General features: G+C 68.3%; 14 protein-coding genes and 1 tRNA gene. 5 read left to right on the top strand and 10 right to left on the bottom strand.

The window, feature by feature from the left end; all coding sequences use genetic code 11:
* From N825_RS11120 to N825_RS11100, 5 genes are read right to left on the bottom strand one after another with little or no spacing between them, the layout of a single operon-like run.
* Window positions 1-2592, bottom strand: a complete 2592-nt coding sequence (locus N825_RS11120) for a molybdopterin-dependent oxidoreductase (RefSeq protein WP_198038278.1) — start codon at window positions 2590-2592, stop codon at window positions 1-3.
* Between the two features lie 12 nt (window positions 2593-2604).
* Window positions 2605-3213 (bottom strand): dehydrogenase, encoded by a 609-nt coding sequence (locus tag N825_RS41170; RefSeq protein ID WP_037451194.1) that lies wholly within the window; start codon window positions 3211-3213, stop codon window positions 2605-2607.
* Complete coding sequence (locus N825_RS11110) at window positions 3213-3485, bottom strand: hypothetical protein (protein ID WP_037451191.1); 273 nt, start codon at window positions 3483-3485, stop codon at window positions 3213-3215. The genes N825_RS41170 and N825_RS11110 overlap by 1 nt, the downstream gene beginning before the upstream one ends.
* Window positions 3486-3501: 16 nt before the next feature.
* Window positions 3502-5745, bottom strand: a complete 2244-nt coding sequence (gene selD / locus N825_RS11105; RefSeq protein WP_063833741.1) for a selenide, water dikinase SelD — start codon at window positions 5743-5745, stop codon at window positions 3502-3504.
* Window positions 5742-7043: a nucleotide sugar dehydrogenase gene (locus N825_RS11100; RefSeq protein ID WP_037451188.1), complete on the bottom strand. Its 1302-nt coding sequence runs from the start codon at window positions 7041-7043 to the stop codon at window positions 5742-5744. Before N825_RS11100 ends, selD begins: the two co-directional genes overlap by 4 nt.
* 431 nt (window positions 7044-7474) lie before the next feature.
* Here N825_RS11100 and N825_RS11095 point away from each other — a divergent pair, with 431 nt between their 5' ends.
* A complete protein-coding gene (locus tag N825_RS11095) occupies window positions 7475-7966 on the top strand; it encodes a BPSL0067 family protein (protein ID WP_051512020.1) in 492 nt (163 codons plus the stop codon).
* A 47-nt stretch (window positions 7967-8013) separates the two neighbouring features.
* Here N825_RS11095 and N825_RS11090 read toward each other — a convergent pair.
* From N825_RS11090 to N825_RS11080, 3 genes are all read right to left on the bottom strand, one after another.
* Window positions 8014-8089: transfer RNA gene (locus N825_RS11090), tRNA-Ala, on the bottom strand.
* 220 nt (window positions 8090-8309) lie between these two features.
* A complete protein-coding gene (gene murJ, locus N825_RS11085; protein WP_037451185.1) occupies window positions 8310-9860 on the bottom strand; it encodes a murein biosynthesis integral membrane protein MurJ in 1551 nt (516 codons plus the stop codon).
* A 122-nt stretch (window positions 9861-9982) separates the two neighbouring features.
* The gene (locus N825_RS11080; RefSeq protein ID WP_037451182.1) at window positions 9983-12145 is read right to left on the bottom strand and encodes a DUF2961 domain-containing protein; all 2163 of its coding nucleotides are present in this window, start codon (window positions 12143-12145) and stop codon (window positions 9983-9985) included.
* Between the two features lie 116 nt (window positions 12146-12261).
* Between N825_RS11080 and N825_RS11075 the strand changes: the two genes are divergently transcribed.
* The 3 genes from N825_RS11075 to N825_RS11065 are packed head-to-tail and all read left to right on the top strand — an operon-like array spanning window position 12262 to window position 14457.
* A complete protein-coding gene (locus N825_RS11075; protein ID WP_037451180.1) occupies window positions 12262-13179 on the top strand; it encodes a sulfite exporter TauE/SafE family protein in 918 nt (305 codons plus the stop codon).
* Window positions 13176-13967 carry a TIGR02186 family protein gene (locus N825_RS11070; RefSeq protein ID WP_157619116.1) on the top strand — a complete coding sequence of 264 codons (792 nt, stop codon included), beginning with the start codon at window positions 13176-13178 and terminating at the stop codon, window positions 13965-13967. Before N825_RS11075 ends, N825_RS11070 begins: the two co-directional genes overlap by 4 nt.
* Window position 13968: 1 nt before the next feature.
* Window positions 13969-14457 (top strand): universal stress protein, encoded by a 489-nt coding sequence (locus N825_RS11065; protein WP_037451178.1) that lies wholly within the window; start codon window positions 13969-13971, stop codon window positions 14455-14457.
* 24 nt (window positions 14458-14481) lie between these two features.
* Here N825_RS11065 and N825_RS11060 read toward each other — a convergent pair whose 3' ends face one another.
* Window positions 14482-15735, bottom strand: coding sequence for an adenylate/guanylate cyclase domain-containing protein (locus N825_RS11060; RefSeq protein WP_063833738.1), 1254 nt, complete (start codon window positions 15733-15735; stop codon window positions 14482-14484).
* A 109-nt stretch (window positions 15736-15844) separates the two neighbouring features.
* On the opposite strand from N825_RS11060, the gene N825_RS11055 reads away from it, so the two are divergent.
* Complete coding sequence (locus N825_RS11055; protein WP_037451176.1) at window positions 15845-16402, top strand: NifU family protein; 558 nt, start codon at window positions 15845-15847, stop codon at window positions 16400-16402.
* A gap of 6 nt (window positions 16403-16408) precedes the next feature.
* On the opposite strand, the gene N825_RS11050 is transcribed toward N825_RS11055, so the two are convergent.
* Entirely contained in the window at window positions 16409-17509 is a 1101-nt protein-coding gene (locus N825_RS11050; protein ID WP_245613081.1) for a polysaccharide deacetylase family protein, read from the bottom strand.
* Window positions 17510-17563 lie beyond the last annotated feature (54 nt).

The following is a 17563-nucleotide window of genomic DNA, read 5'->3' as shown; positions in this document are numbered from 1 at the left end:
TCAACTCTCTCCGTGGCGGCCGCCATCCCGCGCCAAGCGTCCGCGACGCAGGCCGCAGACCAGCGCCTTGTTCTCGTGCATGCTGGTGTTGGGATCACCCACCACGGCGGTCAACACATTGGCGATATCTCCGGTCGCATAGCCTTTCCAGCCAAAATGCCAGGGCATGCCGACCTGGTGGACGGTCTTGCCGCCGCCGAGGTGGAAGGGCTGGAGCCGGTCGGTCACCAAGGCCCTGGTCTCGATCTCGCCCCGGAGCGTGGAGATCACCACCCAGTCGGTGTTCCCGATGCCCAGCTCCCGCGCCAGTTCGGTCGGGATCTCGGCGAAGCCCTCCGGCTGCAACTCCGCCGTGACCGGCACCGAGCGGGTCGGGGTGCCGCCGGAATGATGCTCGGTGAGACGGTACGTGGTGAAGGAATGGGGGAAACGCGGATCGCCCGGTTCCGCCAACTCGTTGTCCCGCTTCTCCCAATGCTTGGCGACGGGGTTGGCCTCTTGTTTGTAGAGCTGGTTATGGACCGGGCTCTCCAGCGGTTCGTAATGGGTCGGCAGGGGGCCGTCCTTCAGACCCGACGACGAGAACAGCGCCGCCTTGCCGTCCGCGATCAAGATGAAGGGAGCGTCGCCGCCCAGCGCGTCCATTCCGGTCGGGTGCTTGCTCCAGTCCGGTTTGAAGCCGGGCGGCTTGTCCTTGACGAAATCGACTTGATCGTCGCCGGTCCAGGTCTCCTTCTCCGCGTCCCACCAGATCAGGCGCTTCCGCTCCGACCAAGGCTTGCCCTCGGGGTCGGCGGAGGCGCGGTTGGCGAGCGTCCGCCTGTTGTCGGGCCACGCGAAGCCCCAGCCGAGATGGGTGCCCGGCCCGTCGGGTCCGTCCGCCCGGCGCGAGCGCGACTTGTTGTCGTTGTGGGTGGGAAAGACGCCGCAATAGATCCAGCAGCCGCACGCGGTCGAGCCGTCGTCCTTGATATCGGGAATGCCGGAGAGTTGCCGGCGGTCGAGCCAGGTGTAGCCGTTGATCTCCTTCAGCACCGCCTCGGCCGAGGGATCGCGGTCGGGTCCCCGTTCGGGATAGTCCCAGGTCAGGTTCTGGATCGGCTGGTCCCGTTCCAGGTCGCTGTCGGCGTAGAGCGCCTTCAGCCGGCGGCCCAGATGATAGATGAACCACAGCTCCGACTGGCTGTCGCCCGGCCCGTCGACCACCTTGTCGTGCCATTGCAGCAGGCGGTGTGTGTTGGTGAAGGTGCCGTCCTTCTCGCCCGCCAGCGAGGCAGGCATCAGGAACACCTCGGTCCCGATATCCTCAGGACGCATGTCGCCGTCGCGGACCAGATGCCCCTCCTTCCAGAAGGACGCGGTCTCCGTCTCGGCGCAATCGCGGACCACCATCCAGTCGAGCTTGGCCAGCCCGGCCTGCACCTGCTTGGAATTGCTGCCGCCGATCACGGGGTTCTGGCCTAGGAAGAACATGCCCTTGATCACGCCATCGCGCATCGCCAGCGTCATCGGCAACTGGCTATGGTCGCCGACGATCTTGGGCAGCCATCGATAGCCCCAGCCATTCTCCGCCGTCGCGTTGTCGCCGTACCAGGCACGGAGCAGGCTGACCATGTATTTGGGCAGGTTGTGCCACCAGCCGGTCGGGGTCTGTTCGGTCTCCAGGAACTCCTGGAGGTCGGCGTGCTTCTGGTTGGCGTTCGGCTGCTGGAGATAGCCCGGCAGCATGTCGTACAGCGTCGGGATGTCGGTGCTGCCCTGGATGCTGGTGTGGCCGCGCAGCGCCAGCACGCCGCCGCCCGGCCGCCCGACATTGCCCAGCAGCGCCTGGATGATGCCGGCGCCCCGGATCATCTGCACGCCGGTGCTGTGATGGGTCCAGCCGACGGCGTAGCAGATCGCCCCGGTCCGCTCCCGGCCGGAGTTGCGGGTGATCGCCTCGCAGACCTTGAGGAAGGTGCCGGCGGGGCAGCCGGTCACCCGCTCGACCATCTCCGGCGTGTAGCGGGCGTAGTGCCGCCTCATGATCTGGTAGACGCAATTCGGGTGCCGGAGCGTGCGGTCCTCGGGCGGCGGGCCGTCGCTCGTCGACTTCGCGGCCTCGTCGAAGGAATCACTGGTGCTCGGTTCGTGTTCCGCCAGCGACGAGGGCACCTTCATGTCCTTGTATTGCCAGCTATCGACGGTGTAGCTCTTCTTCTCCTCGTCCCAGCCGGAGAACAAGCCATCCAGCTGTTCCGGATCCTGGTAGTCCGAGGAGATGATGGTCGCGATGTTGGTGTAGTTCAGGACATAGTCCTTGAACCACAGGTCGTTCTCCAGGATGTGGCGGATGATGCCGCCCAGGAACGCGATGTCGGTGCCGGCGCGGAGCGGCGCGTGGATGTCGGCCAGCGCCGAGGTCCGCGTGAAGCGCGGATCGGCGTGGACGATGGTGGCGCCCTTCTCCTTCGCCCGCATCACGAAGCGGAAGGCGATCGGATGGTTCTCGGCCATGTTCGACCCCATCACCAGGACGAAGTCGGAATTGGCGAGATCCCACTGGGCGAGCGTCGCCGCTCCCCTGCCATAGGTGGTGCCCAGACTGGGCACCGACGAACTGTGTCAGACGCGTGCCTGATTCTCGATCCAGACCATCCCGAGACCGGCGGAGAACAGCTTCTTGATCAGATAGTTCTCCTCGTTGTCGAGGGTGGCGCCGCCCAGCGAGCCGATCGCCTGCGTGTGGTTGACCGTCCCGCCGTCGGGGAGTTCCTGGACGAACGCCTCGTCGCGGGTCTTCTTGGTCAGATGGGCGATCCTGTCCATCGCCCAATCCATCGACCTCTCCTCCCACCGGTCGGAGTGGGGGGCCCGGTATTTGATCTTGTCCAGCCGCTCCGGCATGGTCATCAACCCCAGCGTCGCCGCCCCCTTGGGGCAGAGCGTTCCCTGGTTGATGGGGCTGCGGGGGTCACCCTCGACATGGATGACCCGGCCGTCCTTGGCGTACATCAGCTGGGCGCAGCCGACCGCGCAGTAAGGGCAGATGTTGGTGCCGACGGTGTCCGCCTCGTCCAGCCGGGGCCGCAAGCCGCGCGATAGGGCACTTTCCGCCGCTTTGGTGGCGGAGGACTGGCCGGCGATCTGGCGCGGCACCGACCAATCGCGCACGAAACCGCCGATACGGTCGGCGAGGGTGCGGCGGATGATCGGGGGACGGCTGCGTCTCATCAAGATGCCCTCAACTCACGGTCTTTTGATAACTCACTGTCTTCAGCGAGCCATATATCGTGAACGACGCCGGCGACCAGGGTCGCGGAGTCCTCATAGGCGACCGTCACCCGCGCTCGCGCGCGTTTGAGCCCTGGCAGGTCCTGCGGCTCGATCGGCGCGGAGGGAGCCAGCACGAGAAGGATCGGCTGTCCGTCCTCCTGTTCCATCCGAAAACGCCCTTCCTGGACGATCGTGATGACGCCGGTCATGGTCTTGAGCGTGGGCTTCATGGGTTTGGGCGTCAGTTCACGTGGTTGTGGGTGCCGGCTCCCGTGGGACGGGCGCTTGGGTAACCCCCTCCAGCATCGGGAGGTTCCCCAGCGTGACGCGAGGTTCGCCATCCCAAGCCCTTTTCACCAAGCCGATCACGGCGGCATCGACGTAGCCAAGCCGCTGAAGCGCCGCCACGCAAGCCGCCGCCCGGTCCGCGGGCACGCCCGCGAGCAGCCCGCCGGCCGTCTGTGGATCGAACAGCAGGTCCGGCACGGGTCCGTCGGCGAACCGGCCGGCCGCCGCGTTACCGGTGTGCAGGGTGCTCCGGATGCCGGAATCCAGCATCCGGGCGGCGCCGTCCAGGACCGGAACGGCACCGGGGTCGAGCCTGACGCCGACGCCGGACGCCACCATCATCTCGGTGAGGTGCCCGAACAGACCGAAACCGGTGACGTCGGTGACGCCGGTCGCCCCATGCTCCGCCAAACAGCGGGCGGCGGGACCAGCCGGCTGGTCCATCACCCGCAAGGCCGCCGCGATCCAGCGCGCCCGCGCCTTGCCGCGCATCGCCGCGGCCAACAGCACGCCGGTGCCGAGTGGCTTGGTCAGGACCAGCGCGTCACCCGTCCGCAATCCCCCCTTGCGCGAGACGTGGCCGCGCGCGACCGATCCGGTCAGCGTGAAGCCCAACGCGAGTTCCCCGGCCTCGGCGCTGTGGCCGCCGACCAGTTGGGCGCCCGCGTCGCGCAGCACGTCCAGACCGCCCTTGAGCATCTGGAACAGGTCGTCCTCGACGATGTCGGAGCGGCCGGGCGGCACGCAGGCGATGGCGAGGGCGGTCAGCGGCTCCGCTCCCATGGCGTGGATGTCGCCCAGCGCGTGGTTGGCGGATATCCGGCCGAACAGATAAGGGTCGCTGGTGAAGGCGCGGAAGAAATCGACGGTCTGGACCATCAGCCGGTCCTGCGGCGGCGGCTCGGTCACCGCCGCGTCGTCGGTGCCGTCGGCCTCCGCAGCATCCAGTCGGCGGAGCGCGCGGCGCAGGACATCGGACGGGACCTTGGCGCCACATCCGGCGCAGCGCGGCTCCAGGTCCGTCGTCTCCGGGGCCATAGGACGGCGAGCCATCGCCGGGACATCCTGGAACCTCGCCATGAAGCGCCGGTCGATCCAGTCCTTCAGGGTCCAGGCCCAGCGCCCCTCCGCCGACCAACCGCCACGCGACGCGACGGCGTAGCGGTCGCCGGTGGTGATCAGCTTCAGGTAGTCGCGCTGCGGCTCGAACGGGATCAGCGGCTGGCCCGCCAGCGCGCGGCGCAGGTTGGCGGTCAGGGGCGGCCCCTGGCGGACCGCGAAGACGCCCGCCTTCTCCCGCGGGTGGGCCAGCACGGCGGCGACATCGCCCGCCGCGAAGACACGCTCGTCATTGACCGAGCGCAAGGTCGGCTCGACCGCGACGAAGCCGCGCTCGTCCAGCGTCAGCCCGGTTTCGCGCAGCCAGGGCGCCGCCCCGGCCTGGACCGCCCACAGCGCCTCGTCGAACGGGACGCGGCGGCCGTCGGCGAGGATCACGGCGCCCGCCTCCATCCGGACCACCTCGGCGTGGTCCAGGACGGCGACGTTCCGCTCCGCCAGGACACGGACGAAGCGGGAGCGCACGCGGTCGCTGTCATGGGCCAGCAACTCGCCTCGGGTCACCAAGGTCACGCGCGGCCTAAGCCCGGGTTTGCCCTCCGCCTCCATCAGCGTCCTCAGCCGATGGTCGATCCCGAGCGCCAACTCGACGCCTGCGGCGCCGCCGCCGACCACCACGATGTCGAGCGCCCGCTCCGACGCCAGGACCCGGCCGACCAGCGCGTCCCAGCGGCCGGCCAGCTTGTCGACCGGCTTGACCGCCGTGGCGTGCTCGGCGGCGCCCGGAACGTCGTGGGCCCTGGGCGTCGATCCGATGTCGAGCGACAGCACGTCGTAGCGCAGGGATGGCCGGTCGCGGAGCAGGACCCCGCGGTTCGTCCGGTCGATGCCGTTGGCCTCGGTGTGGATCAGCCGCGCGCCGGCGAAACCCGCCAGCCTCATCAGGTCGATATGGCAGGCGTCATGGTCGTAATGGCCGGCGATGAAACCCGGCAGCATGCCGGAATAGGGCGTCTCCACATCCCGGGTCACCAGCGTGACCCGCACACCCGGCATCGGCCGCATGCCGAAGCTCCTCAGCACCTGGACATGCGAGTGCCCGCCGCCGACCAGCACCAGTTCCGCCGTGACGCCGCCGCTCATAGCCGCCACAGGCTGACGCCGTCCGGCGTGACCGCGCGGTCCAGGCGCGACTTGATATCCACCACCAAGCCCACGCCTCCGTCGAGCAGCCGGGTGACGCCGGGCCAGCCCGCCGCCAGATAATCGGCGTGGGGAACGGCAAGGATCACCGCGTCGGCGCCGGGCAGTTCATCCCAAGGCTTCAGCGCGATGCCGTATTCCAGCAAAGCCTCGGCCGGGTCGGCCAGGGGATCGTGGACCGACACCGCGGCGCCGAAACTCTCCAACTCGCGGACGATGTCGACGACGCGGGTGTTGCGGATGTCGGGGACGTTCTCCTTGAAGGTCAGGCCCAGGATGGTGATCCTCATCGGTCCACCGCCAGTGCCTCCCCCGGCCTTCGCGCGCAGCAGCCGCTTGACGGTCTCGGCGGCGATCACGGCTCCCATCGCGTCGTTGATCCTGCGGCCGGCCAGGATCACCTCCGGCTGGTAGCCGACCTGTTCGGCCCTATGGGTCAGGTAGTAGGGATCGACCCCGATGCAGTGGCCGCCGACCAAGCCCGGCGTGAACTTCAGGAAGTTCCACTTGGTGCCGGCCGCCGCCAGCACGTCGCCGGTGTCGATGCCCAAGCGCTGGAAGATGCAGGCCAACTCGTTCATCAGCGCGATGTTGAGGTCGCGCTGGGTGTTCTCGATCACCTTGGCCGCCTCCGCCACCGCGATCGAGGGCGCCCGGTGGATGCCCGCCCGGACGACGCCACCATAGAGGCCGGCGACGGCGTCGAGCGCCGCCGGGCTGGACGCCGAGACCACCTTGGTGATGGTCTCGAACCGGTGCTCTTGATCGCCCGGATTTATCCGTTCCGGCGAATAGCCGACCTCGAAGTCCCGTCCCAGCGCCAGCCCCGACTCCATTTCCAGGATCGGCACGCATTCCGCCTCGGTGGCGCCGGGGAAGACGGTGGACTCGAAGACGACGAGATCGCCGCGCTTCAGGTGCCGCCCGACCGTGCGGGACGCCGCCAGCAGCGGTCCCAGGTCGGGACGCTTGGCGTCGGAGATGGGAGTCGGCACGGTGACGATGTGGATCGCCGCCGCGGAGAGGGCGTCTGGATCGTCGGTCAGATCGAGCGCCGCCTCGGCCAGGGCCTCCGCCGTGACTTCGCCGGTCCGGTCGTGGCCGCGCCGAAGCTCGTCCACCCGCCGGGCGTCGATGTCGAAGCCGATCACCCGCCGGCCGCTCCGGCCGAACGCCACGGCGATGGGAAGGCCGACATAGCCGAGGCCGATGATGGAGATGGCTTGATCGGAAGGCATGGTCTCGGTGACTTTCGGTTCGACCCTTGGGGCGGGAACTCTCGGTCCCGCCGACTCACTTGGCTGGACCAAGAGATATCAGATGGGGGCGCCATCCTGAAATCCGCATCTCCCGTCGCGCGATGCTTCGCTGGAACAGGATCGAGCCAGATTTGTTTGCCCAAAGTTTGAGTGCTGGTCTCAAGCCGTGAAAGTACCACGACGATCAAAAGGTAAACCCGCCAGTCAAATTACCCCTTTATCGGGAAATCCAAATGGGAGGGATATGGAAGTCTCATTACTAATACAGGCTGATCGCGTTTTCGCCTGTCAGGATTGAGCCGAACACAGAGTCTTGGCTCTCAAAAATTCAAACTTGATTGTCGTTTTGGTGCCGCTTGATCCACGATGCCTCTGGTCAAGCGGTCCGACACGGGAACGGAGAACCGCCCATGCCGGCTTCGAGCATCACCCGCGCCGCCCTGATGGTCTGCGCCTTGTCCTGTTGCCTCGCCACGCAGGCCATGGCCAGTCAGACCTTCCGGGCCGTGTACCCCGAGAAACTGGTGGGGCGGGTGGTCGCCAATGGCCAATGCGTCAGGTTCATCCAGACCGTGACCTCGGCCCCCCTCACGGCCGACTGGCGGGCGGGCGCCCAGGTCCGGGGCAACCATTCGATCCCGCCCGGAACCGTGATCGCGACCTTCGAGGCGGATGGCACCTACACGTCGCGTCCCGGTAACCACGCCGCGATTTACCTTTCCCAGACCGCCGAGGGGATATGGGTCTACGACCAGTGGCGGGGCCAGCCCGTCCACAAGCGCCTGATCCGGTTTCAGGCGACGCGCGGCTCCGCTGGCGACAGCAAGAGCAATGACGGAAACCTCTTTCGCGTCGTCGTGTCGGACCCATCGATCGAGGTGGCCGATAGCGGCCAGGAGTGATGGACGGTTCGTTCGAAGATAGTTTGGGGATTGTGTCTGGGGGAAGTTGGTGGAGCCGAGGAGGATCGAACTCCCGACCTACGCATTGCGAACGCGTCGCTCTCCCAGCTGAGCTACGGCCCCACACTTCAACCCCGCGCCGCCCGTGTTGGCGGTGGAGTGGGCCGGATAATGGTGGGCGGAACCGGGTCTGTCAAGCGCTCTGGATTGAAATATGAGGTGGCATGATCGGGCAGTCTGGATTCGAACATTGGAGGGCCCGCGGTACGCGAAAGCCCAGGATCCGAGGGAGGGGTGACGCGACCGATCGAAGCCTGAGCCAGGTGTGAATGCGGCTTTCGGTCTACGCCGGAGCGCGCTTCAGCAGCCCGCCGATGTCCTCGATCCGCATGCCGCCAAGCGCTTGCGCCGCGGCGAAGTACACGACGGAGCCGATGCCGACCAGCGCCGCCAGCGCCAAGGCCCTGACGGAGCCTCCTCCCGCCAGCCACGGCTCCAGCGCCCAGGCGGCGGCGGCCAAGGCGGCGCCCATGATCAGCCCGGCGGCGACGAGGCGCGGCGCCCGATTGCGCAACCGTTCGTCGATATCGAAATGACCGCGCCGGTGCAGTTTCCAGCCCAGCATCGCGGCGTTCAGCCAAGCGGTGACGCCGGTCGCAAGGGCGATGCCGATGTGGCCCATCGGTCCGATCAGCGCCAACCCGAGGCCCGCGTTGGCGAAGGCGACCACGATGGCGACCCTGACGGGTGCCGAAGTGTCGTGGCGGGCGAAGAAGGCGGCGTTCAACACCTTGACGATGACATAGGCAGGGATGCCGATGGCGTAGGCGGCCAAGGCCCAGGCGGTGGCGGTGGTCTCGGTCGGGCCGAACGCGCCGCGTTCGAACAGCACGTGGATGATCGGCCGCGCCACCACCACCAGGGCGACGGCCGCCGGCAGGCCCAGCGCCAGCGAGAACTCCAACGCGCGGCTCATGAAATGCCGCACGGCGTCGTCGTCGCGGGCGGCGACATGGCGCGACAATACCGGCAGCAGCGCGGTCCCGATCGCGATCCCGATCACGCCCAGCGGCAGCTGGTTCAATCGGTCGGCGTAGTAGAGGAAGGACACGGCGCCCGACGGCAGCAGAGACGCCAGCACGATGTCGACGAACAGGTTAATCTGCATGACGCCGGTGCCGATGGCGCCCGGCGTCATCAGTACGAACAGCCGCTTGACCCGGAGCGTCAGGCGCGGCCTCGGCAGCCGCAGGGTCACTCCCGCCGCCTTGCAGGCCGCCGCCAGCCACAGCAGTTGGACGACGCCGGCGAGGGTCACCGCCTGCGACATGGAGTATCCGGCCGACAGCCCCGATCCGCGCGACAGCAACAGCGCCGCTATCAGGGTCAGGTTGAAGGCGATCGGCGCCGCCGCGAAGGGCCCGAAGCGCTCCAGCGAGTTCAGCACCCCGCCCAACAGGGCCACCAGCGAGACCAGGAGCAGATAGGGGAAGGTCATGCGGGCGTAATCGACCGCCAGCGCGAACTTGGCCGGATCGTCGCCGAAGCCGGGCGCCAGCCCATGCATCAGCCACGGCATCGCCGCGACCATGACGATCACGAAGGGCAGCAGCACCGTCAGCATGATCGCCAGCGCCTCCTCCGCGAAAGCCACGGCGGCGGCCCGGCCATTCCGCTCCAGTTCAGCCGAGAACATCGGCACGAACGAGACGGAGAAGGCGCCCTCCGCGAATAGGCGGCGGAAGAAGTTGGGCAGCTTCAGCGCCACGAAGAAGGCGTCGGCGACCGGCCCCGCCCCCAGGATGGCGGCGGTCAGGATATCGCGGGCGAACCCCGCGACCCGGCTGAGCATCGTCAATCCGCCGACGGTGGCGATGGCTCTCGCGAAGCTCACGGGGGAAAACTCACGGATTGGGATTCAGTGCGCGGGACTCGGGACGGGGCGGGTCTAGCCGTTTTGACGCCTCCGGGAAAGGGCGCCGAAGAGACCGGCCAGGCGCCGTCGCCTTGCCTCTTTCAGCGGGACGCGTCGAAACCGGGTTCGACCCAGCCATGGGCCTCATAGGCGATCTCCGACCAAGCCGATGGCGCCGTGGCCAGTCCCGGAAGCAGGGATCGGTCGATCGGCTCGAACGCGACGCGGACCCGGATCTTCGAGCGTCCCCGGGTCAGGCGGGACGGCAGGATGAACTCGTCCTCGGCCAGACGCCGGTCGGCGGTCACGATGACCGGCGCCGGCGGGTCGAGCTCGCCCGGTGGAAAGCTGTGGTAGGCCGTGTTGGACCCCGCGAGGTACCAGGTGCCGGCCGGTTCCCACACCGGCTCCGCCGCGTCGCCGTCCGCGACCGAGACGGCGGCGCGCTGGTTGGGCGGGGCGCGGTCCAGTGTCCGGCGCAGCATCACGCCATGGTTTCTGGGATCGACCTCCAGCGTGAACTCCGAGGTCCCGCGCGTTTGGCGGGCCATCCGCGTCTCCGGCGCGTCGTCGGTCAGTCCCTCGCGGCGCGAGGTCACGGCTTGGGGCGCCGTGGCGTCGGGCGAGACGTAGCCATGCGCCCGCTCCGACCGCTCGTCGCCGATTTCCAGCACGTCGGTCCTGACCAGCGACGCCGCCGGTAGGCCGTACCAATAGGTCACCGTGCGGTAGCGCTCGGCCAAGTCGTTGGTCCCGCCATGCTCGAGCTGGATGCGGGCGTTGCGGCCGAACGGGAACAGGTCGGCCAGCAGGAACCGGTAGGCGGAGTGGACCAGATCGTCCGGCTCCCGCGCCTCCGCCGGGGTTGGCGCGCCGATCGGATGGCCGGCGAAGGGCAGGGTCATGGTGCGCCCGCCCCAATAATCCCCCCCACCGCCCCATTCCTCGGTGCCCGTCCCGTGGGCTTGCGGCGACTTGGCATCGTCGAGGAAGAACCTGGGGTCGCCCTCCAGCGTGCCCAACTCGCCCCGGTCGGTGAAGGTGAACGAGGTGCCGACGAAGGAGCCGGACCAAACGGCCGAGCCCTCGATCCCGCGCGTGTCGAGCAGGACGTGGTCCTTGCCCGGCTGGCCGCCGCCGTGGTCGCGGTATGTGGCGTGGAAATACCCGACACTCGATGGCTTGTCCCGGAACGGCTCGTGCCGGATCTCCGCCCGTACCGTCACGGGACTGTCCAAGCCATCGGGGGGCACCAGCTCGACCGTGGCGCCGCGGAAGAACGGCATCGGGAAGTAGCAGTCAAGATGGACCAGATCGCCCGCGTAGCGGATGCCGACCGGGAACGCCTTGACCAGATACTCCGCACCGGTCCGGTTATGGAGCAGTCCCGCCCCGAAGAACAGCGCCAGCGGCGCGTCGACCGAAGGCTCGCTCCTGCCGTCCCAGGTCACCCTCAGCCGGGCGCCGGAAAGCTCCCTCGCGCGGTCGCGCGGCACCGTCAGCTTGAGCGCCCGCACGGTCGCCGGCCCGTCGAGCCGGAACAGCGTCAGCGGCTTTCCAGCCTCGAGCGTTGGATTGGCGGCGGCGGTCGCGATGCCGACCGGCGCGATATCGGTGCCCGACCGCCCGATCAAGTCCAGCACCGCCGGGTCGGGAGCCACGCCGAAGTCGAAGGACCGGAGCTTCGACGTCAGGGGTGTGTCTTCCGCGAACTGGTGGAAAATGTAGTAGCCGGTGCCGTAATGGGTCCGCCCATAGGCCAGCCGCAGCGAGCGCTCGAACGGCATCGGCACCCAGTTGAGGTCGGCGCCCATGGTGGTCGACCAGGTCCAGGCCAGCGGCGGCGGAAAGACCTCCGCCGGTTCGAAGGTGGAGCCGGCGACGGGATGCTCCGGATCGGCGGTGCTGGACTCGCGGACGACGTGATCCACTCCGTCGATCTCGTAGTGCCACGGGCTGCCGTGCCAATGGTTGGTGCGGACGAAATACAGGACACCCCGGCCCAGCACATCAAGCGCCACGTTGAAGTCCGGCCGCTCGCCGTAGAGGAAATGCGAGGCGTCGGCGGTGCGGTTGCCGCCCTCCCGGTCATAGGTCGAGCGCATGTGAGCCCGGACGCCGATCCGCTGCCGGGGCCAGCGTTCCCATTGCCGGTAGGCGTCGAGCCCGATCGGGACCGGTGGCGGCCAGTCCGCCGCCCGCGCGGTCGGGCTCTCGGCCGCCAAGACGGCCATCAAGGCGGCGGCCGCGGCCCACCGCGTCACGAGACTGTATCCCGCATGTCCGAAAGCCTCCCACGGCCCGAAACCTCTTTGATGGCTGGTTGGGGAAGGTTAAGGTACGCGCCCGCTCCCGGCTCCTCCCCCCGCCCGCGCAGACCATGCAAGTCTACCTTCCCATCGCGGAAATGTCAGTCAACGGGCTGCTCGTCCTGATCATGGGCGGCGTCGTTGGATTCCTGTCCGGCATGTTCGGTGTCGGCGGTGGTTTCCTGATGACACCGCTGCTGATCTTCATCGGCGTGCCCCCGGCCATCGCGGTCGGAACCCAGGCCAACCAGCTGGTCGCGGCCAGCGTCTCCGGGGTGCTCGCCCATTGGCGGCGGAAGAACGTGGACGTCAAGCTAGGCCTCGTCATGCTGGTGGGCGGCGCCGCCGGCACCGCGCTGGGCGTCTTCATCTTCGGCATCCTGCAAAGGCTGGGGCAAATCGATCTGGTGATCGCCCTCTCCTATGTGCTGTTCCTGGGCGGCATCGGCGGGTTGATGCTGATCGAGAGCGTCGGCGCGCTGATCCGGGGCCGCAAGGCCGGCGTCCGCCGCAAGCTGCACAAGCACACCTGGTTGCATGGGCTGCCGTTCAAGATGCGGTTCCATCGCTCGCGCCTTTACATCAGCGCGCTGCTGCCAGGCGGCATCGGCTTCGTCGGCGGCTTGATGGTCGCGATCATGGGAATCGGCGGCGGCTTCCTGCTGGTGCCGGCGATGATCTACCTGCTCGGCATGCCGACCGCGCTGGTCGCCGGCACCTCGCTGTTCCAGATCATCTTCACCACAGCCATCGCCACCTTCCTCCAGGCGGCGGCCAACCACACGGTCGACGTCATGCTGGCGCTGCTGCTGCTGGTCGGCGGCGTGATCGGCGCCCAGTTCGGCACCAAGGCCAGCGGCTATCTGCGGGGTGAGCAGGCGCGGGCCCTGCTGGCGCTGCTGGTGGTCGGGGTGGCGCTGCGGCTCGCCGTCGATCTCGTGATGCCGCCGGTCAATCTCTACTCCATCACGGTCCCGGTGGACCGGTGAGGGGTCTCGCGGGCAGACCGCCGCGTCGCGCCGCCGCCCTGCTCGCCGCGGGGTGCCTGCTGATCGCCGTCCTGGCCGGGACGGCCTTCGCGCGGAGCGCCTGGGCGCAGTCGCTGGTCGCCGACCTGTCGAACCACCTGATCGCGATCAACACCGGCTTCGTCGGGACCGAAGTCGTGCTGTTCGGCGCCACCGATGGGCCGGGTGATGTGGCGGTCGTCGTCCAGGGGCCTCCGAGTGAGGTCATGGTCCGGCGCAAGTCGCGGATCGCCGGCATTTGGATCAACGCCGCCAGCCTGGAATTCCAGCAGGCGCCCAGCTTCTACAGCGTGGCGACCAACCGCCCGCTGGACCAGATCGTCGGCGACGCCGTTCTGGCGCGGCACGAGATCGGCCTGTCCCACCTGCGCCTGCCGCCCGCGGCGCCGGGCCGCGCCGCGCCGGACACGGTGCGCGAGTTCCGCGAGGCCCTGATCCGCAACAAGCAGGAGCTTGGCCTCTACAACACGACCCATGGGCAGGTGGCGTTCCTGGGCGAACGGCTGTTCCGCACCAATGTCTATTTTCCGGCCAACGTTCCGACCGGAGCCTATACCGTCACCGCCTACCTGATCCGGGACGGCGACGTGGTCAGCGCGCAGACGACGCCGCTGGCGGTCAGCAAGGTCGGTTTCAGCGCGGAGATCTTCGAGTTCGCGGTGAGACAGTCCACTTTCTACGGCATTTCGGCGATAATCTTCGCGGTGGCGGCCGGCTGGCTGGCCGGCGCGATCTTCCGAAAGGTGTGACATGAGCGATTCCGCGGTTCCGGCACCCTATCAGCGCATCTTCCTGGTGGTGGTCGACGACAGCGAGGAGCTGAACATCGCGCTGACCTACGCGTGTCTCCGGGCGCGCAACACCGGCGGCCGGGTGGCGCTGCTCTACGTGATGGAGCCCAGCGACTTCCAGCACTGGATCGCGGTCGAGGACATCATGCGCGAGGAGCGCCGGACCGAGGCCGAGCAGGTGCTCCAGCGCCACGCCAAGCAGGTCAACGAGATCACCGGCACCCTGCCGATCCTCTATGTCCGCGAGGGCGAGCGCCGCGACGAGCTGCTGGCCCTGATCAACGAGGAGCCGTCGATCTCCATCCTGGTGCTCGCCGCCGGCACCGGCCCCGAGGGTCCCGGCCCGCTGGTCAGCCATCTGGCCGGCAAGGGGGTGGCCAAGCTGCGCATCCCCCTGACCCTGGTGCCCGGCAGCCTGAGGCGCGAACAGCTCGACCTGATCACCTGAGCCCGGTCGTTCGTTTGGTTCGGGTCAGCCGGGAGCCCCCGAACCCGCGGTCTCCAGGTTGGCGGCCTCGGACAGGGCCATGGCCGTCGGCCCGAACACCTGGATCTGTTCGCGCAGGCCCTTGACCGGATGGTGGCCCAGCGAGGTCAGGCGGGGCGGGCAGACGGCGGCGAAGGCCTCGGACGTCAGAATGGGGCGGCCCAGCTCGGCACATAGGCCCTCGATCCGGCTGACCAGATTGACCGCCGGCCCGATGACGGTGAAGTCCAGCCGGTCGGGCGCCCCGATATTGCCGTACATGACATCGCCGACATGCATCGCGATGCCCGCCTTCAGGGTTGGCAGGCCCCAGGCCTGGAGTTCGCGGTTGCGGGTCTCCATCTGGCCGACCGCCTCCAGCGCCGCGTCCAGCGCGTCATGGACCTTGGCGTCTGGTTCGACGCCGTCGGGCAGCGGGAAGATCGCCAGCATGGCGTCGCCGATGAATTTCAGGATCTCGCCGCCGCGCGCCTGGACGACGCCGGCCATGATCTCGAAATAGCCGTTCAGCAAGCCGATCAGGTCGGCCAGGGGCAAACGGTCGGCCAAGCTGGTGAAGCCGCGCAGGTCGCAGTACCACAGCACGGCGCGCAGGGTCTCGCCGGTGCCGCGCCGGATGTCGCCGGACAGGATGCGCGATCCCGCCTCGCGCCCGACATAGGTGTCCAGCACGTTGACCGCCAGCCGGCGCAGCGCCATGGTCTCGAGCACCGTCGACAGCGCCGGCATCACGTCGTAGATCAGCGTCAGTTGGTCGGCGCTGAAGCCGCCCGGCTTGTTGGACGCCCAGGTCGCGACGTTCAGCCTGCCGGTCGAGAACCGCATCGGCATGGCGACATAGTCGGTGCCGCCCTGCGCCTTGATGTCCTCCAGGATGGCGTAGGGATAGGGCGGCTCCAGCTGCTCGATCCGGTAGCGCATGGCGTCGGCGCCGCCCTCGATGATCGCGCCGATCGGGCTGTTCAGGTATTCCGGCCGAAGCTCCGTGCCGTGCTCGCGCTCGATTTCCTCGACCTGATCGCGGCCCCGCCGCCAATTGAACGAGATGCCGCGGATCTGCGGGTGGAGCATGCGGACCTGCCACGCGGCGCGGTACAGCGGCACCCCGCCCTGGATCAGCCTGTCGCAGAAGGCATCCATCAGGGCCGAAATCCCGGCGGCGCTTCGGCCGTCCTCCATCAGCCAATCGATCAGCTCGATCCGGCTCAGGGTCGCCTCACAAGAGGGTTCTGTGGTCATGGCGACGCGATGCCATCCTTTCGCCGGCGCGTGATCCGCTTGATCTCGGGCATGATCCTGCCCACTTTCGGAAGAGCTCGCCAGTGATGTTGGTGGGAAGGAGACATACATGTTCATTCAGACAGAGCAGACGCCGAACCCGGCGACCCTGAAATTCCTGCCGGGACGCGATGTCCTGGGGCGGGGCACCGCCGACTTTCCGACACCCGAGGATGCTGTCCGTTCGCCATTGGCGCAACGGCTCTTCGAGATCGACGGGGTAAGCGGCGTCTTCCTCGGCGCCGACTTCGTCACGATCACCAAGGGCGGCGACCGCGACTGGTACCTGCTGAAGCCCTCGATCCTGGGCGTCATCATGGAGCATTTCACGGCCGGGCGTCCCGTGATCAACGAGGCCGCGGCCGACGACAATGCGGCGCACGAGGACGACGACGAGATCGTCGCCCAGATCAAGGAGCTGCTCGACACCCGGGTGCGGCCAGCGGTGGCCCAGGACGGGGGCGACATCACCTTCCAGGGCTTCGAGGACGGCATCGTCTACCTCAACATGAAGGGGTCGTGCGCCGGCTGTCCCAGTTCGACCGCGACCCTGAAGGCCGGCATCGAGAACATGCTCCGGCACTATATCCCGGAAGTCGTCGAGGTTCGCCAGAACGCGGCCTACTGACAAGGCTTACTGGGCTGGCTGCTCCGGCACCAGGAACTGCATGCCGAACCAGCGCCAGCGGCCGTCGGCCGCCGGCAGCGTGCAGTTCAGCCGGGTGCGCCCAGGTGGCATCTCCTCGGCGATCCGCAGTTCGACGCGGTTGTCGTCCAGCCGCTCCAGCCCGGTCCGGCCCTGGCCCGACACGAAGCAGGCCAGCCGGTCCAGGCCGTGCCGGTCCAAATCGTTCAGCCCGCCCATCACCGTGAAGCCGACACTGGGCGGGTTCTGGACCAGCATCGGTTCGGCCGGCGTCACGTCGGCGACTTGGAGCGGCAGCGCGCTGGCCGCCAGCCGGAAACGGTCGATGCCGCCGAACGACTCGTTCATGAAGAAACGCGGTAGCGCCAGCATGTCGGACCGCGCGTGCGCCACTCCGGACGATTGGGTGACAGCGGCCGTGAACCCTTGGCGCCGCGCCAAATCGCGCGCGGCCAGACTGTGGCTGCCGAACGGATAGGCCAGCAAGGTCGGCCTGACACCCAATTCCGCCTCGATCCGCTCCACCCCCCGCGTCAGGTCCGCCGCGTTCTCCCGCGGAGCGCGTTGGGGCATGGACAGTCCGGCGGCGGGCAGCGCGCCGATGGTGGCGCCCGCCCGCGCCATCTCGCGGACCTGCGTCCAGGTCATGTGGCTCTCGGCGCCGGCGTCGATCGGATCGGACGCCACGAACAGGGTGAACGGCAATCCCGCCTGTCTCAGGCGGGGAAAAGCCTCCTGGTAGGCGGAGCGGTGGGCGTCGTCGATGGTCAGCGCCACGGCGCGGTCAGGCAGGGGAGAGCCGCCGCGCAACGCGTCGAGGATCACCGTCAAGGGCAGCACCGCGTAGCCGCCACCGGACAGCTCCGCCAGATGCTGCTCGAACTGGTCGAGCCCGATGCTGGTCGACGTGTACTGGTCCTCGCCGAACCGGCCATAGGCGAAGATGACGGCGCCCTCGCCCTGGTTGGGGACATCGGCCCGGGCGTCCGCGCCGGCCAGCGGGGTCAGGAAGACGCTGATCAGGAAGACGGCGAGCCCCCAGGCGATCCGACGGACCGTCATCGCCGATTGGAACAGCTTCAAGACCATGCGTCTCCCGCGGGCGGCCTCCCGGAACTTGGGCCCGGAACTTCGGCAAGCGAT

This window comes from Skermanella stibiiresistens SB22 (assembly GCF_000576635.1).
Classification (GTDB): Bacteria; Pseudomonadota; Alphaproteobacteria; order Azospirillales; family Azospirillaceae; genus Skermanella; species Skermanella stibiiresistens.
The sequence above is the reverse complement of the archived record's forward strand: the minus strand, read 5'-3'. Positions and strand labels throughout refer to the sequence as shown.

Bases quoted from the DNA above. Each gene is read 5' to 3' on its own strand.
- N825_RS11110 (WP_037451191.1), bottom strand. From the start codon at position 3,485: ATGAAGCCCACGCTCAAGACCATGACCGGCGTCATCACGATCGTCCAG.
- N825_RS11065 (WP_037451178.1), top strand. From the start codon at position 13,969: ATGAGCGATTCCGCGGTTCCGGCACCCTATCAGCGCATCTTCCTGGTG.
- N825_RS11095 (WP_051512020.1), top strand. From the start codon at position 7,475: ATGCCGGCTTCGAGCATCACCCGCGCCGCCCTGATGGTCTGCGCCTTG.
- N825_RS11100 (WP_037451188.1), bottom strand. From the start codon at position 7,043: ATGCCTTCCGATCAAGCCATCTCCATCATCGGCCTCGGCTATGTCGGC.
- N825_RS11075 (WP_037451180.1), top strand. From the start codon at position 12,262: ATGCAAGTCTACCTTCCCATCGCGGAAATGTCAGTCAACGGGCTGCTC.
- N825_RS11050 (WP_245613081.1), bottom strand. From the start codon at position 17,509: ATGGTCTTGAAGCTGTTCCAATCGGCGATGACGGTCCGTCGGATCGCC.
- N825_RS11055 (WP_037451176.1), top strand. From the start codon at position 15,845: ATGTTCATTCAGACAGAGCAGACGCCGAACCCGGCGACCCTGAAATTC.
- N825_RS41170 (WP_037451194.1), bottom strand. From the start codon at position 3,213: ATGAGACGCAGCCGTCCCCCGATCATCCGCCGCACCCTCGCCGACCGT.
- N825_RS11060 (WP_063833738.1), bottom strand. From the start codon at position 15,735: ATGACCACAGAACCCTCTTGTGAGGCGACCCTGAGCCGGATCGAGCTG.
- selD (WP_063833741.1), bottom strand. From the start codon at position 5,745: ATGAGCGGCGGCGTCACGGCGGAACTGGTGCTGGTCGGCGGCGGGCAC.